Origin of the sequence: Exiguobacterium sp. s21 (assembly GCF_018617975.1) — a bacterium.
GTDB lineage: Bacteria > Bacillota > Bacilli > Exiguobacteriales > Exiguobacteriaceae > Exiguobacterium > Exiguobacterium mexicanum_A.
In genome coordinates this window covers 113,166-129,418 of sequence record NZ_JACSLF010000008.1, presented here as the reverse complement: position 1 = coordinate 129,418, position 16,253 = coordinate 113,166, and the positions used below count along the sequence as shown (strand labels likewise).

Here is a 16,253-nt window from a genome sequence, read left to right as displayed (position 1 = left end):
AAACGGCTTGAGCCCTGTCGAATACAGGTCTCAAGCCGCCTAGGCTGGTTTTCATTATTTGTCCTGTCTACTTGACAGGGAGCACTTCATTTCGCTCTTGCCTTTCTTGGCAAACGATTCACTCGTCCTCGTCTGGCAAGTTATGACAGATGCCGGGGATATCGTGTTTGCCAATCTAGGTCTATTGTTCGCCGTCGGTGTCGCCATCGGGCTAGCCAACGGGGACGGTGTTGCCGGGTTAGCAGCTATCGTTGGTTATTTGATTATGAACAAGGTTATCAGCACGTGGAACGGTATTACCGCGGAAATCGCCCAGGGAGACCCGGCCTATGCCACGGTACTCGGGATCCCGACGCTCCAAATGGGGGTATTCGGGGGTATTATCGCAGGTCTCATTGCCGCATTCGCGTACAACAAGTACTTCAACATCAAGTTGCCGGATTTCTTAGGGTTCTTTGCAGGGAAACGGTTCGTGCCGATCGCGACCGCCGCGTTCAGCTTGGTGATCGGGATTGCGCTCGCCTACATTTGGCCGCCGATCGGTTCAGCGATCAACACGTTCTCGAGCACGATCATTGAAGCGAACGTCGCCGTTTCAGCCTTTGTCTTCGGTTTGGTCGAGCGTTCTTTGATTCCGTTCGGTCTGCACCACATTTGGTACTCACCGTTTTGGTTCCAGTTCGGGGAATATACGAACCAGGCGGGAGACCTTGTCCAAGGGGACCAACGGATCTTCTTCGCACAATTACGTGATGGAGTCGAGTTTACGGCCGGTACGTATATGACCGGGAAGTTCCCGTTCATGATGTTCGGATTGCCTGCCGCTTGTCTCGCCATGTTCCACACGGTCCCGAAAGAGCGTCGTAAAGACGTCGAAGGACTTTACTTCTCAGCAGCCCTCACCTCATTCTTAACGGGAATCACCGAGCCGGTCGAATTCTCGTTCGTCTTCGTTGCACCTCTACTCTTTGGTATTCATGCCGTCTTTGCTGGACTATCCTTTATGACCATGCACTTGCTTAACGTAAAAATCGGGATGACGTTCTCAGGCGGACTCATCGACTATCTATTGTTCGGAGTGTTGCCGAACCGGACAGCCTGGTGGCTCGTCATTCCAGTCGGCCTCGTCTTCGCGGTCATTTATTACTTCGGGTTCCGCTTCGCCATTACGAAGTTCGACTTGAAAGTGCCGGGACGTGAAACCGTCGCCGAAGGCAAAGGCGCCCGTGCCGTCGTCGGAGACGATTTACCGTACGAAGTGCTCGTGGGTCTCGGCGGACCTGAAAACGTCAAACACCTCGACGCCTGTATCACGCGTCTTCGCGTCACCGTGAACGATGTGAAACAAGTCGATAAAGACTTGCTCAAAGATTTGGGAGCGGCCGGAGTACTCGAAGTCGGAGATAATATTCAAGCCATCTTCGGACCGAAATCGGATACGCTCAAATCGCAAATCGCGGCCATCATCGAGGGCGGCGAATACAAACCGAAAGAAAAAGCCGTCATCACACCAGAAGCGGCCGAACATGCCGATCATCGCTTCCTCGCCCCGATGTCGGGTGTCATCTTGTCACTCGATGACGTTCCGGACCAAGTCTTCTCGGGCCGTATGATGGGTGAAGGGTTTGCCATCGAACCGAGTTCGGGACAAGTCGTTGCGCCGGTCACGGGACAAATCACGACGTTCTTCCCGACGAAACATGCGATCGGTCTACTTGCGGACGATGGACGCGAGATTCTTATCCATGTCGGACTCGATACGGTCAATCTGAAAGGCGAAGGTTTCGTCGCCAAAGTGAAAGAAGGCGACCGCGTCGAAGCGGGGGATGTCTTGCTCGACGTTGACCTCAATTTGATTCGTGACAAAGTCCCATCGCTCATCACGCCGATCATTTGGACGAACGGAGACGGTAAAATCGTCGTCGTCCCATTCGGAGAGACGGTCGTCGCGGGTGAAGCGCTCGACTTCAGAACGGATGATAAAGGAGCCGAGTAAACAAAAAAGAAGCTCTCGCAGCTGCGAGAACTTCTTTTTTGTTACTTCTTAATATCGAATTTTTCACTGAGGAAGTTCACGACTTCTTCAGCTGTATCCATGTTGAGGACGTCGTTGACGATCGCTTCTGTTTCTGACTTCGTCAAACGCTTCACGAGGCTACGTGCGCGAAGGACGCTTGAAGCTGACATCGAGAACTCGTCAAGGCCAAGTCCGAGAAGGATTGGAATCGCGAGCTCTTCTCCAGCCATCTCGCCACACATGCCGACCCATTTGCCAGCTTTATGTGCTTCTGTGATGACGTTGTGGAGAAGGTTCAAGATGGCCGGGTTGAACGGTTGGTACAAGTACGAGACTTTCTCGTTCATGCGGTCCGCTGCCATCGTGTATTGAATCAAGTCGTTCGTGCCGACTGAGAAGAAGTCGACTTCTTTCGCGAATTGCTTCGCCATGACGGCAGTCGATGGAATCTCGACCATCATCCCTGTCTCGTAGTTACCGACAGCGATGCCTTCTGCTTTCAACTTCGCTTCTTCTTCGAGAAGGAGCGCTTTCGCCGCGCGGAACTCTTCAAGTGTCGCGATCATTGGGAACATGATGGCGAGGTCACCGTGCGCTGAGGCACGGAGAAGGGCGCGAAGTTGTGTGCGGAACAAGTCCGTCTCTTCGAGGCAAAGGCGAATCGCGCGATAGCCGAGGAACGGGTTCATTTCTTTTGGAAGGTCGAGGTAAGACAGTTCTTTATCTCCACCGATATCGAGCGTACGGATGACGACTTGTTTGCCGTCCATACCTTCGAGTACTGCTTTATAGGCTGTATATTGCTCTTCTTCCGTCGGGAACGTTTCTGAGTCCATGTAGAGGAACTCGGTCCGGTAAAGGCCGATGGCGTCAGCGCCGTTTTTCAACACGCCTTCGAGGTCGTTCGGTGTACCGATGTTTGCCGCAAGTTTGACTTTATGGCCGTCGGCTGTGACTGACTCTTCGTTGACGAGTTGTTTCAACTCTTCTTTGTAAGCTTCGAATGAAGCACGTTTTTCAACGTATTCATTGACGAGTTCTTCAGACGGGTTGACGAAGACGTCGCCTTCTGTCCCGTCGATGACGACGAGGTCGCCGTTCTTGATTTCTTCGAGCGCTACTTTTGTTCCGACGACAGCAGGAATCTCGAGTGAGCGAGACATGATCGCTGAGTGAGACGTACGTCCACCAATGTTTGTCGCGAAACCTTTGACGTATTTACGGTTGAGTTGCGCCGTGTCAGACGGTGTCAAATCTTCAGCGATGATGATGACTTCTTCAGAAATCGACGCAGGCGTCATGAATGTGACACCGAGGATATGCGCCATGACGCGTTTTGTGACGTCACGAACGTCGGCAGCGCGTTCACGCATGTACTCGTTATCCATCGATTCAAAGATCATGACCATCATTTGAGCGACTTCATCGAGCGCTTTCGCAGCGTTCATGTGTTCGCTTTCAATTTTGTCGTTCACTTGTGAGACGATCTCTGGATCTTCGACGATGAGCAAGTGTGCCGAGAAAATCTCTGCCTTGTCTTCGCCGAGTTCACGAAGTGTGATCTCGCGAATTTCTTCGAGTTCTGTCTTTGACTGAGCGATCGCCGCTTGGAAACGGGCTTTCTCAGCTGCTACGTCCTCGATTTTGTTTGTCGGGATGTCAAATGAAGGTGTCTCCATGACGAATGCTTTCGCAACTGCGATTCCTGCAGATGCGCCAATACCTTTAATGTGTGACATAAGCGTAGTCCCTCTCTTCAAAGAAATAGTGGTTTCCAACGTTATCTCGTTAGTTCTTACCCGAAATGAAAAAGGAACTAACGAAAACCTGGAAGATTAAAGTAGCAACGGTCTACTACTAGGTGAAGCCTCGACCGAACAAAATGGCCTCGCCTCAACAGGGAGGGATGCCTGATTGCGTACTTTCTTATCCTATCATAAAATAAATCATCGTCACAACGAGGAGTTAACGCCTGAATTCGAAGATTTATTGACTCTTGCGCATACTGTTTCATTATTTGGCAGAAGTTCGTTATGCTAACCATATATAAAGAAGGGAAGTGGCAAACATGTATCAAGTGAAAGACTTAGATTGGAACGGCTCATATGACACAATCGTCGTGGGGATCGGCGCTGCCGACACGATTGAGGAAGGACTCGATTCATTGTTTAATGGACGCGTCAAAGCATTGATTCAATCGGCAGATATTTCAACGAAAACAGGTGAAGTCTCCATCGTCCCGACGTTTGAGGGAACGGTTAAACGGATCCTATTCGTCGGTCTCGGACAACGGAACGAAAATACGGTTGAAAATGTGCGCAATTGGTTCGGGAAAGTCGCCAAACACATCAAAGCCCGTGCCTTCACGGACGTCGCGGTCGCCCTCGACACGTTCGGACCGAATACGGCGAAACTGTTTGCTGAAGCGTATGAGATGGCGACGTATGAGCATCCTACATACAAATCAGAGCCGAAACCGGCGAAACCCGACGTAACGATCACGTTGCTCGGAGCTGATGCAGAGGAAGAGGCGCTAGCAGGTGCAGCTTACGGACGTGGGGTGAATGTGGCGCGGTCGCTCACGATGATGCCAGCCAATATTTTGACATCGGAAACGCTCGCGGACTATGCGGTCGAGATGGCCGAACGTCACGGCTTTGAACATCGCATCATTGAAAAAGAAGAGATGGAAGGGCTCGGAATGGGCGCGCTTCTCGCCGTCAACCAAGGGTCGACGATCCCGCCGAAGTTGATCGTGCTCGAATATCGCGGAGCTGGAGACGAGGCGCCTGTCGCTGTCGTCGGAAAAGGAATCACGTTTGATACGGGCGGTTACTCGATCAAGCCGAAAGACGGCATCGTCGGTATGAAAGGGGATATGGGCGGCGCCGCGACGGTACTTGGTTTATTCGAGACGCTCGCGACGACGAAACCGAACGTGAACGTCATCGGTGTCATCCCATCGACGGACAACATGATCTCAGGGGACGCATTCAAGCCGGACGATGTCATCACGGCGATGAACGGGAAGACGATTGAAGTGCTTAACACGGATGCGGAAGGTCGTCTCGTCCTCGCCGACGCCGTTACCTTTGCTAAGACGTATGAACCGCAAGCCATCATCGATGTGGCCACGCTCACGGGCGGTGTGCTCGTCGCACTCGGTACGGAAGTGACTGGTTGCCTGACGAACGATGCGTCGCTCTACGGCGCCTTAGAAGCTGCGAGCCGTGACACGAACGAACTCATCTGGCAGATGCCATACTTCGATGTCTTCATCAACCAAGTGCGTAAGTCGGAAGTCGCCGACTTGAACAACTCACCGGGCCGTTACGGTCATATGATTTTCGGCGGCGCTTTTGTCGGTGAGTTCGTCGGGGACACGCCTTGGCTCCATCTCGACATCGCTGGGACGAGCGAACGTTCGTCGGCGAGCGACCTCGGACCAAAAGGACCGACTGGCGTCATGGTGCGCACACTCGCCTCGATGCTCGAAGGATGGAAACGTTGAAAATTGGATTTGTATCAATCGGTTTGGCCGTCGTCTCCGGTTTCGGATACACGGCTTGGCCAAGCCGTTGGTTGTTAGGAGTGACCGTCTTTTGCGCGGTGCTCGGAGTGTTGTTTTTGATGCAGGAGGGACGCCGTGGTCGGAGTAGGAATTGATGGCGCGCGCGGGGGTTGGGTACGAATCACGTACGACAGCATCTCGCTCTGTTTGACCATCTCAGAGAAATTGGAAGATTTATTGATCGAAGGGGCCGTGCATTTTGTCGATATGCCGAAAGACTTAGGGTCGATCGACAAGCCGGACCGAACGTGTGACGCGTGGATGCGGTCACAACTAAAAGAGCGGAAGTCATCGATCTTCACACCACCGATTCAAGAAGTGGTAACAGAAGCATCGTATGAGACGGCCAACGCGAGAAGTCGCGAACTAGTCGGAAAAGGAATCAGCAAACAAGCGTGGAACCTTGTGCCTCGGATTCGAGAGTTTCAAACGATCGCTGAAACGGACGTCTATGAGTCACACCCGGAAGTGTGCTTCGCCGTCATGACCGGGAACGAGGCGCGTTTCAGCAAGAAGACCGAGGCGGGAGAACTCGAACGGATCGAGTTGTTGCGCCGCTATTCAAAAAGCTCGCCCTGGAAGTGGAAGATGTCGAACGTACAAGTCGATGATATTATCGACGCCTGTATGTTGGCCGTGGCCGCCTATGAGGCGGGAACGACTGGGATGGTGACGCATCCGGACCAAACTGAAGGAGCGCCGTTCGTAGCGGTACCGAAGACAAAAGAGCGATGACGCGTCATCGCTCTTTTGGTGTCGTCGGCCCGAGGACGAATCTCCACATATAGTGAAACACTTGGGCGTTATAGAGCGCCTTGAGCAGAACGGCCAAGACCGGTCCTAAAATGAAGCCGAGCACCCCGAACAGTTGCAAACCGACAAAAATCGAGATGAGGGCGGCGAGCGGGTCAAGTCCAATGTGAGAACCAACGATTTTCGGTTCAGCCAAGTTACGTTGGACGATGACGACGATATACAAGATGACGAGGCCGATGGCGAGGAACCAGTCGCCGCTCACGGCGGCATAGGCGGCCCATGGCAATAACAGCGTCCCGACGCCTAGGTACGGCAACAAGTCGAAGATGGCCGCTAAAAGAGCGAAAGAGAATGGATTGTCGACCCGCAGGATGAACATGCCGACAAGGACGATCCCGAACGTGATGGAGATAAGCGTCAATTGGGCCCGGACGTAACCGAACAGGGCCGAGCGCAAATTGGTCATGACCAATTCAAATTCCTTAAAGCCTTTTCGCTCATTCAAGCGCGCGATGGACCGCATGTAGACGTTCCAGTCTTTCGTGATGAAGAACCAGGCGAGCACGATAACGATGAACAAGAGCAAGACGAGCGGTAAGGCGCTGAGGATATTTTGCAACAAACCGGCGACCCCTCGTGATAAGACGCCGATCGCGGCTCCGAGCTGGACCCCGATTTCGGTGATCCCGCCTTCGAGCGAGTTCGTCTGTCCCGGATTGAGCCGCTGGACGCTGTCATACGCATCATTGACGAACGGGGCAATTTTTTCGTTGAACATGCGCTGTATGTATTCGGTGAACGTTTCAATCTGATCGGGAAGTTTCTCGGCGGCGATCGTCAAGTAACGGATGAGTTGAGTCACCACGATGGCAATCACACCGCTGACGACACTCATGACGATCAACAAGGAGGCGAGCGCCCCAAGAGCCCGGGGCAATTTGGTCTCGCGCTCGAACCAATTGACGAGCGGGACGGTCAACAAGGATAACAAGAAGGCGAACACGAAAGGATACGTGTACGTAAAGAGGACGCTCAGTCCCCAAATGACGAAGACGAGCCCGATAATGACGAGCAGGAAACGAAGTAACTGCCAAAGCCTGGCTGGCGACACGACACATGGCCCCTTTCCTAACGATTGGATTGAGCATAGTATACCACGCAACCGGTAAATATAGAGGATGGATAGGTGATTAAACATGAAGGAATTACAACGACGAATCGATCGGATGATTATTCATTTAGGCGGCTACTGGCGGCCGCTGTCGGGGTTGGCCCGGCTGTTAGAAGAAGTGGGCGAAGTTGGCGGCGCGCTCTATGCCGACGACCGAGTCGCCCTGCGTGAAGAGCTGATGGACGTCTTCGTTATTTCGACGTGTCTGGCGAATCAATATGCCATCACCCTCACGAATCAAACGACAGACCGTGACGAGACGAAAGAAGAACGTAGCTACTACCGCCTCGTGCGCGAGGCGGGGGAAGTTGGCCGCATATTAAATGCCTACGAAGGCGATAAAAAATTGAAGGCGTCCGCGACGCCGGGATCGTTGCAACGACACATCGAGGCCGTTCAACAGGCGGTCATGGAACTTGCCGACATGAATGGATTTGACCTATTCGCGGAAATCGCCTCGTTAATCGAAGACAAGTCGTCCCGAGATTTCGGACGCTTCGACCATACCCCCGACCCGATTACAGAAGATTCGGTCCGCGCGTATCGTTCTTATGTGGAAGGACGATATTGGGGAGGGGTGAAGGCTAAACCTTTCGAAGAAGTGAGCCGATATAGAGAGCGGGAAGGGCACTTGGCGCGGTTTTTAAAAATCGCCGAAGTCGAGGGACTCGATGGGTTTGTCATTCGACAACCTGAGCCGCCTTTCCAAATCGATCGCTCCATCGAGACTGATTTGCAACTAGCGGCCCCTTTCGCCGTCGAGATCGAGCGACATGGCACTGATACGTTTTGGATTGTGCGAAAACAAGGGTAAAAACATTCACCTTTTTTGGAAAAAGTATTCATCATTTTTTCAAATATTTACTTTTTCAATAAAAGCAATGTGCTACTATGAAGGTGTTGTCAGTCGCGATGTGCGTATTAAGAAAGGAATATTTTGGATGAATATGAAGCTTTTTAAACTTGCCCTCATCATAACCATTGTCTTGTTTTCAATCCAAATACCCGCGGTGGAAGCCGCTACTTTGGACGGAGAGACGACAGTCAACTTGAACGTTCGCTCTGCACCAAGTACGAACGGAAAATTGATACAAACGCTAAAAAAGGGAACAAAAGTAAAGTATGTAATTTATAACAAATCGTGGAGTAAGATATATTTAAACGATCGAACGTACTATGCTTCCGCCCAGTACATCAAGCGAATCCCGTCCCAATCCACGACGGTCACGAAGCAAGCTGCCACTTCGACGGGTGTGACGACCGTCAACTTGAACATCCGTGTGTCGGCCCATAGCAAGGCGACCGTGTACCGGACGCTTAAAAAAGGCACGACCGTTCAATATGCCGTGCATAACTCGTCTTGGGCGAAAGTGTACTTGAACGGGAAGACGTATTATGCGGCCGAGGCATATATTGCCCCGAAAGCCGTCGCATCGACACCAGCCCGTGAAACAGGCTATACGAAACGTGATTTGAAGTTGTTTGGCGAACGGAATCAGCGTTCGTCGGTGTTGAAGGTATTGCCGGCCAAGTCAGCGGTCGTCTCGAGCAAATATAACTCGAGCTGGTCGGTTGTCTACGTTGGCAGTAGCACATATTATACGCCGACGGCATGGATCACGCCGGGAACGTTGAAACCGAGCGCGGCAAAAGTAAACGGTCATGCCAACCGTGAGTTGAAGTTGTTTGGCGAGCGCAATCAGCGTTCGAAAGTGTTGAAAGTATTGCCGGTCACGACGGAAGTCGTCTCGAGCAAATATAACTCAAGCTGGTCGGTCGTCTATGTCGGAAGCGAAACGTATTATGCGCTGACGGCTTGGATTACGCCTGGGGCACCGACGATGCCTCCGCCGACGACGAAACCGCCAGTCGTAAAAGTCGATGGTCATGCTAACCGCGAGTTGAAACTGTTCGGCGCGCGCAACCAACGTTCGACGGTGTTGAAAGTGTTGCCGGCCAAGTCGGCGGTCGTCTCGAGCAAATATAACTCGAGTTGGTCGATCGTCTACATCGGCAGCAAAACGTATTACACGCCGACGGCATGGATCACACCAGGAGCGCCGCCGGTAACGAAACCGCCGACGACGAAACCGCCGGTCATTCAAAAAGTAACAGGATATGCGAACCGAAATGCCAACCTGTTCAAGAAGACGCTTCAATCATCACCGGTCGCTCGTGTGTTGCCGAAGTATACGCCGGTGACGTACAGCAAACATAACTCGAGCTGGTCGGTCGTCTATATCGGGTCGGACACGTTCTATACCCCGACAGCTTGGTTGTCGGCCGGGAAGGCCCCGGACGCCCCTGCGGCGACGCCTAAAGGGAAAGTGTACACGAACACACCAGGGGACGTCTTGAACGTCCGGGCGAGCGCCTCGGCGAGCTCGACGATTCTCGGCCGACTCGCCCATGGCACTCAAGTCGACCATTACGGCTCGACGAACGGCTTTTATGAAATCAAGTACAACGGTCGCGACGGCTACATCTCGACGGCTTACGCGATGACGCTCAAGCCGAGCGCGACGAGCAACGCCGTCATCGTCCTCGATGCGGGCCATGGAGGCGGTGACCCGGGAGCGGTGAATGGATCGCTCTATGAGAAGGCGATCGTTCTCGATGTGACGAAACGAGTCGAGGCGTATCTTCGTTCGAAGTATGATTACCAAGTCCGGTTGACGCGCTCGACGGATGTCTACTTGACGCTTGACCAACGCGTTCAGACGGCAAAAACGCTTCGCGGCAACTTGTTCGTCAGCTTGCACACGAATGCTGCGACGACTCAGTATGCTAAAGGTGTCGAGACGTTCTATTCGTCTTATTCAGCCCACAGTTCGAAGAGCCGTGTGCTGGCGACGAACATTCAATCCAATTTGATGGGCAAGACGTCCGGGATGACGAACCGCGGTGTGAAGACGGCGAACTATTATGTGATTCGTTATAATACGATGCCATCGGCCCTCGTCGAACTCGGTTTCATCTCTTCGCCGCAAGACGTCACCCACTTACGGAGCAACGCCTCTCGTCAACGGATGGCGGAAGGTGTCGCTGAAGGGATCGCTCAGTACGTACGCGCTTATCATTAAATTTCATCCATTAAAAATGCCCCGACTCACGATGAGTCGGGGCATTTTGTGCTTATAGGTCGTCGAAGCCGTTGGCGTCGGTGACTTTTGCGTACGAGCGTGACTTCTGTTCGAAGAAGTCGGATTTCGTGGCATTCAATGAATCGTCTGAGTACGCACGAATCCACGGCATGACGTCTTCGTTGAACCCTTCATACAGATCGTTCAAGCCGATGACGCGGAGGCGCTTGTTGGCGAGGTATTTGACGTAATCGCGCATCTCGCTGACGTCGAGCCCGTCGAGGTCTCGAAGGACGTATTCGCACCATTCGACCTCGAGGTCGACGGCTTCCCCCATCGTGTCATAGACGAACTGGCTGAAGCTGCCGTCGGCGTCGATCTCCGGGTTTTCCGTCAAGACGGCCCGGAGCAACTGGCTGACGAAATACGAGTGTTGCATCTCGTCACGCTGGATGTAGCTGATCATCGTCGACGTGCCGACCATCTTCTGGTGACGGGCCAAGTTGTAGAAGTAGGCGAAACCGGAATAGAAGTTGATGCCTTCGAGAATAATCGAGGCGACGAGCGACTTGGCGAACGTCTCGGCCGTCTGGTCGGCCCGGAAGTCCTCGTATAAGTCTAAGATGAACTGATTCCGTTTCATGACCATCTCGTCGTCCTTGGCGATATCGAAGATGCGATTTTGCTCGCTGAGCGGGACGAGGCTCGAGAGGACGTAGCTATATGATTGGTTATGGACGACTTCTTGTTGAGCGATGACGGCGAGCACGGCGTGCACCGACGAGTCTGATGAGAACATCGATGACTCGAGGATATAGCGTGTCTGTACCGAGTCGAGGATCGACAACAACCCGATGATCCGTTTGAAGGCGTCTTGTTCACGCTCGCTCAACTGCGGCCATTGCTGCATGTCTTTCGACATCGAGATCTCATCCGGGATCCAGAAGTTTGAGAGCAGTTGTTTATAGATGGTGTAAAACTGCGGATAGGCGATGTCGTTCCAATTGACGATGGAACTCGTCTCGCCCCCGATAATGGCAGTCGCCCGGTTAGGATGTTTGGGCGACAGTAGTTTGATCTTTTGAATGGTCATGGACATATACTCCTTCTTCGGTGTTTCTAGCCAACCGTTCGGCCCAGTGACGGACGTTGTACGGTTGATTGCGCGGTGACTGCTCGATTTTCAATGTCTCACCGGCGAGGGGAATTCCGTATTTCGAAAGGTGGTAGGCCATCTCGTCGACCGCTCGGCAGAAGTGGACGAACATCTTGTCACCTGTCCCAAACACGGCGGCTTGGCGAAGCGGCACATTAAGTTCTTTCAAGACGAGACGGAACGTATCTTTCATCTCGTCCGGCAAGACGCCGTCCGCCCACGTATACGACCCGAAGTAAACGAGGTCGTACGTGGCGAGTGATTGGGCTTCGCGATGGCCAATGCGGTCCGCTTCATATAGGGCGACACGGTCACCCCGATGGACGTGGGTCGCCTGAATCAGCTCGGCGACCTCTTCTGTATTCCCGCTCATCGAACTATAGACGATTGCGACGTTCATGGTTGGTCCCACCTTTCTGTTACGTGACGTTACGAAGCACACGATTCACATTCGTCGACTTCAACAGTCGTCGAACGCGTGTAGTAAATTGATTTCATTCCGAGTGACCAGGCCTCGAGATGCATCGAGAGGAGCTCGGTCGCTTTCACGTCATTTTTGACGTAAAGGTTGAAGCTGATCGCTTGGTCGATGTGACGCTGGCGGGCCGCGTTTTGACGGATGCTCCAGAGTTGGTCGACTTCGAACGCTGATTTATAGAACCAGTTCGTCTCCGGGTTGAGGTCAGGGACCGTCACCGGGATTTTATAGTTTTTCTTCTCTTCCGAGTAGACCTTCTTATAGACCGGATCGATCGAAGCCGTGCTACCCGCGATGATCGCTGTCGACGAGTTCGGTGCGACCGCCATCATGTAGGCGTTGCGGACACCGTTTTGATGAACCGCTTCCGCGAGGCCGTCCCAATCGAGTTCATCGTGTGAGCGGTAGTTACGGCGTTTGAAGTACTCACCCGTATGCCACTCCGATCCTTCGAAGACGCCGAATGCGCCTTTTTCTTTGGCTAATTCCATTGACGCTTGAATCGTAAGGTAAGCAATCTTCTCATACAGCTTTTCCGCATACTGGACGGCATCGACCGATTCCCAACGGATGCCTTCGAGGGCGAGCAGGTGATGCCAACCGAACGTTCCGAGTCCGACGGCGCGGTATTTTTGGTTTGTGATCATCGCTTGTGGTACTTCGATCGTATTCAAGTCGATGACGTTGTCGAGCATCCGCATTTGAATCGGGATGAGTCGTTCGAGCACATCTGACTTCACGGCCCGGGCGAGGGCGATCGAGCTCAAGTTACAGACGACGAAGTCACCAGGTGTTTTCGTGATGACGATCTTTCCGTCCGCTGTGTACTCTTCGTCGATTGTCGTCGGTGACATGTTTTGCGCGATCTCTGAACAGAGGTTCGAGCTGTAAATCATGCCGGCGTGTTTGTTTGGGTTAGCGCGGTTCACGGCGTCGCGGAAGAACATGTATGGGGTTCCTGTCTCGAGCTGTGAGCGCATGTACCGTTTGACGAGGTCGATGGCCGGTACCGTTACGCGCGAAAGCTCCGGCGTATTGACGCACGCTAAGTATTTCTCGGTGAACGAACCGCCATTTTCCGTCTCATCGTAGAAGTCTTCAAGGCTGAAGCCCATGACCGTACGAATTTCGTGTGGGTCGAACAAGTGCCAGTCGCCACGTGCTTCGACCGTACGCATGAACAAGTCGGGCAAGCAGACGCCTGTGAACAAGTCGTGAGTCCGAAGGCGCTCGTCCCCGTTGTTCAATTTCGCATCGAGGAACTCAAAAATGTCCTTATGCCAAATGTCGAGGTAGACGGCAATCGAGCCTTGGCGCATGCCGAGCTGGTCGACCGAGACGGCCGTGTTGTTCAGTTGCTTCATCCAAGGGAGCGCGCCGCTCGAGACGCCTTTGAAGCCTTTGATGTCGCTGCCGCGTGAGCGGATCTTGCCGAGATAGACGCCGATTCCGCCGCCGCCTTTCGAGAGCGTGGCCACATCTGTGTTCGAGTCGTAGATGCCGCGGAGCGAGTCGTCGACCGTGTCGATGAAACATGAGCTGAGCTGCCCGTACGATTTCCCGGCGTTCGAGAGCGTCGGTGTAGCAACCGTCATATAGAGGTTCGATAATGCCCAATACGCTTCTTCGACGAGTTTCACACGTTGGTCAGCGTTCTCTTTTTGCATGAGCGTCATGGCGATGACCATGAACCGCTCTTGCGGCAACTCGTACAAGTTTTTGACGTGGTCGCGGCCGAGGTAACGGTCTGCTAACGTCCGGAGACCGATGTATGTGAACATGCGGTCACGTGACGGGTCAATCAACGTCTCCAAGTGGGCGATGTCTTCTTTCGAGTACGTATCGAGTAGTGCTGAGGTGAAGATGCCTTTTGTCGTGAGCGTCTCAATCATTGGATAGAGAGCGCCGTAACGCATCGAGGCGTCATAACCGCGGTTACGGGCCGCTTCTAAATAGAGGCGGTTTAAGTACATTTCTGTGGCGACGAACGTCCAGTCCGGCTCTTCAGCCTTCAACATATCGAGGGCGTGCATCGTCAAGAGTTCATATACTACATCTTGTGTCAGTGTCTTTCCTTCGAGCGCCCGAACGGCTCGTTCTTCGTATCGTTCGACACTAAGCTGTGGGTAGCGTTGTTTTAATGATTGGATCAATGTCGAGACGTCAGTAAGTGTTGGCGCAGCAGCCAACATCGTCTCGTGATGGATAGGGGATGTCAAAACGATCACTCCTTCTTCGGATGTAGATATTATAAAGGTATAGCGGAACTTGTCCGATTCGACGTCAATGATGGATGAACGTGATAAATATCCGTTAACTATATATTGACGTTTTCTTGTCTTTTTAATCATAAATCACCTATATTTAGTTTTGCAATCTTGACATTCGGCAAACTGTCGACGCCTAGATTACTTTTACTCAAAAACGGCGCTATCATCCGATTTGAGATGAGATATGAGATAGAAAAAAATTAAATTGACGTTTGCGTGAGAACGCGTGCAATTTTATGTAAGCGGTCAATCATGAACCGGATGTCCAAATAAACGATAAATTCATTGGATTTCGTCCTATCTTCTATTCAATTTACGATTTGAGCGATTACTATATATAGTGACGACTGCTTTTTCAAAACGAGGGAAATTCGAACGCTCACTAGCATCGAACTGAAAAGTGAGGTAGATTGAGGGAGTACGATTTGAAATCAAGGTAAAAAGAAGGGTTTAACAAATGAGAGCAGAAGACTTATTATTAGCATGGGACCCACTCGGTTACGGGCTTGGGTCGTATGGACCAGAGTTTGACGATATCGCCTTGGCGCTCATTCACGTCGATTCGATCGATCAATTGGATGACGTGATTCGACAGATCTTAACAGACGCTTTTGGCGACTGTCCAAGTGAACCAGAAACACGGGCCATGGCGGCACGACTACTCGCGTCTTCAGAATCTTGTCAACTATAAGGGGGAACCACGATGTTACGTATCGATCCAACACCGAATCCAAATGCAATGAAAATTACACTTCCTGAGAACGTCTTCGGCGCGAAAAGCCAAAGCGTGAAAGCCGGCGAAGAGACGGACCAACCGCTTCTCGCGAAACTCGTCGCCATCGAAGGCGTCGAGAGCGTATTCGCCTATGGCGATTTCGTCACGGTATCGAAAGAAAACGGCGTCAGCTGGGAAGCCATCTTGCCGCACGTCGAAACTGCTTACCGCGGATGAACCCGCTCGTTTCCATCGTCATCCCGGTCCATTCGCGGGAGACGGAACTGACGGAACTGCTCGAATGTCTGGTCGTCCAGACGTTCGGGGAGTTCGAAGTACTTGTGATCAATAATGACGGGCCGCCAAAACAGCATCTTTTGGCGCCTTTTTTGAATCGATTATCGATTCGATATATCGAGCTTGGCGAGAATCATCACGTCAAAGCCCGCAATCGCGGCGTGCAGGAAGCGAGCGGCGACTATATCCTGTTGCTCGACGATGATGATTTGCTCATGCCGACCCATATCGAACAAGCGCTCGAGGACATCCGTTCGGCCGACCTCGTCTTCACGGACGCGGAACTGTTCCGCTTTACGTGGGAAGATGGGCGCCGTCGCGTCACCGACTGGGAGGCATTCGCCTATGCCCTCGATTTGGAGCGACTTCGCCAAGACTCGACGTTTATCCCGTCCGGTACGCTCTATCGAAAACAGCTCCACGAGACGATTGGATCGTTCGATGAGGACGTTTATAACTACTGGGATTGGGATTTCATTCTACGTGTCAGTGAGGTCGGGACGATTCGTCATCCGGCCCGCGCGACGGTGCTCTATGCGTTCAATGGCACCGACAACTTGTCGGCCAAACAAGACGAGACGCGCCGTCGTTACTTTGATCGGTTCTGTCACAAGCACGGTTTGGTCAATATGAAAATGAAGAACTTCTATATCGTCCAAGCCGAACGACGGGACTATGTGAGACAGACAGAGAGAACGTTCACAGGGGCGTTCCCCGGTAGAACGGAAGGAGAATAACT

At 52.4% G+C, this 16,253-nt stretch carries 13 protein-coding genes; 8 read left to right on the top strand and 5 right to left on the bottom strand.

Translation table 11 applies throughout. The annotated features are described in order from the left end of the window. Nucleotides 1-88 precede the first annotated feature (88 nt). The gene (gene ptsG, locus KNP06_RS10665; protein ID WP_374224118.1) at nucleotides 89-1,996 is read left to right on the top strand and encodes a glucose-specific PTS transporter subunit IIBC; all 1,908 of its coding nucleotides are present in this window, start codon (nucleotides 89-91) and stop codon (nucleotides 1,994-1,996) included. Between the two features lie 41 nt (nucleotides 1,997-2,037). Here the strand turns inward: ptsG and ptsP are convergent, their stop codons facing one another. Continuing rightward, nucleotides 2,038-3,756, bottom strand: a complete 1,719-nt coding sequence (gene ptsP, locus KNP06_RS10660; protein WP_138859133.1) for a phosphoenolpyruvate--protein phosphotransferase — start codon at nucleotides 3,754-3,756, stop codon at nucleotides 2,038-2,040. Nucleotides 3,757-4,085: 329 nt separating this feature from the next. Between ptsP and KNP06_RS10655 the strand changes: the two genes are divergently transcribed. Together KNP06_RS10655 and KNP06_RS10650 are read left to right on the top strand one after the other, a co-directional pair. Next, nucleotides 4,086-5,528, top strand: coding sequence for a leucyl aminopeptidase (locus KNP06_RS10655; protein ID WP_214788866.1), 1,443 nt, complete (start codon nucleotides 4,086-4,088; stop codon nucleotides 5,526-5,528). A 135-nt stretch (nucleotides 5,529-5,663) separates the two neighbouring features. Then, nucleotides 5,664-6,323: a DUF429 domain-containing protein gene (locus KNP06_RS10650; RefSeq protein ID WP_214788863.1), complete on the top strand. Its 660-nt coding sequence runs from the start codon at nucleotides 5,664-5,666 to the stop codon at nucleotides 6,321-6,323. A gap of 4 nt (nucleotides 6,324-6,327) precedes the next feature. Here KNP06_RS10650 and ytvI read toward each other — a convergent pair whose 3' ends face one another. Beyond that, nucleotides 6,328-7,455 (bottom strand): sporulation integral membrane protein YtvI, encoded by a 1,128-nt coding sequence (gene ytvI / locus KNP06_RS10645; RefSeq protein WP_214763283.1) that lies wholly within the window; start codon nucleotides 7,453-7,455, stop codon nucleotides 6,328-6,330. Nucleotides 7,456-7,540: 85 nt separating this feature from the next. On the opposite strand from ytvI, the gene KNP06_RS10640 reads away from it, so the two are divergent. After that, nucleotides 7,541-8,329: a MazG nucleotide pyrophosphohydrolase domain-containing protein gene (locus tag KNP06_RS10640; RefSeq protein WP_214788860.1), complete on the top strand. Its 789-nt coding sequence runs from the start codon at nucleotides 7,541-7,543 to the stop codon at nucleotides 8,327-8,329. 127 nt (nucleotides 8,330-8,456) lie between these two features. Continuing rightward, entirely contained in the window at nucleotides 8,457-10,598 is a 2,142-nt protein-coding gene (locus KNP06_RS10635; protein WP_214788857.1) for an N-acetylmuramoyl-L-alanine amidase, read from the top strand. A gap of 52 nt (nucleotides 10,599-10,650) precedes the next feature. Here the strand turns inward: KNP06_RS10635 and KNP06_RS10630 are convergent, their stop codons facing one another. Genes KNP06_RS10630 through KNP06_RS10620 form a run of 3 tightly spaced genes read right to left on the bottom strand, consistent with a single transcriptional unit; the run spans nucleotide 10,651 to nucleotide 14,451 of the window. Further along, nucleotides 10,651-11,691 (bottom strand): ribonucleotide-diphosphate reductase subunit beta, encoded by a 1,041-nt coding sequence (locus KNP06_RS10630; RefSeq protein WP_214706533.1) that lies wholly within the window; start codon nucleotides 11,689-11,691, stop codon nucleotides 10,651-10,653. Further along, nucleotides 11,648-12,154, bottom strand: coding sequence for a flavodoxin domain-containing protein (locus KNP06_RS10625; protein WP_138859138.1), 507 nt, complete (start codon nucleotides 12,152-12,154; stop codon nucleotides 11,648-11,650). The genes KNP06_RS10630 and KNP06_RS10625 overlap by 44 nt, the downstream gene beginning before the upstream one ends. A 29-nt stretch (nucleotides 12,155-12,183) precedes the next feature. Then, complete coding sequence (locus KNP06_RS10620; RefSeq protein ID WP_214788854.1) at nucleotides 12,184-14,451, bottom strand: ribonucleoside-diphosphate reductase subunit alpha; 2,268 nt, start codon at nucleotides 14,449-14,451, stop codon at nucleotides 12,184-12,186. Nucleotides 14,452-14,959: 508 nt separating this feature from the next. Here KNP06_RS10620 and KNP06_RS10615 point away from each other — a divergent pair. From KNP06_RS10615 to KNP06_RS10605, 3 genes are read left to right on the top strand one after another with little or no spacing between them, the layout of a single operon-like run. Beyond that, nucleotides 14,960-15,193, top strand: a complete 234-nt coding sequence (locus KNP06_RS10615) for a DUF1871 family protein (protein ID WP_034778345.1) — start codon at nucleotides 14,960-14,962, stop codon at nucleotides 15,191-15,193. A 12-nt stretch (nucleotides 15,194-15,205) separates the two neighbouring features. After that, nucleotides 15,206-15,454, top strand: a complete 249-nt coding sequence (locus KNP06_RS10610) for a NifU N-terminal domain-containing protein (protein WP_034778343.1) — start codon at nucleotides 15,206-15,208, stop codon at nucleotides 15,452-15,454. Then, nucleotides 15,451-16,251, top strand: coding sequence for a glycosyltransferase family 2 protein (locus KNP06_RS10605; protein ID WP_214788851.1), 801 nt, complete (start codon nucleotides 15,451-15,453; stop codon nucleotides 16,249-16,251). The genes KNP06_RS10610 and KNP06_RS10605 overlap by 4 nt, the downstream gene beginning before the upstream one ends. Nucleotides 16,252-16,253 lie beyond the last annotated feature (2 nt).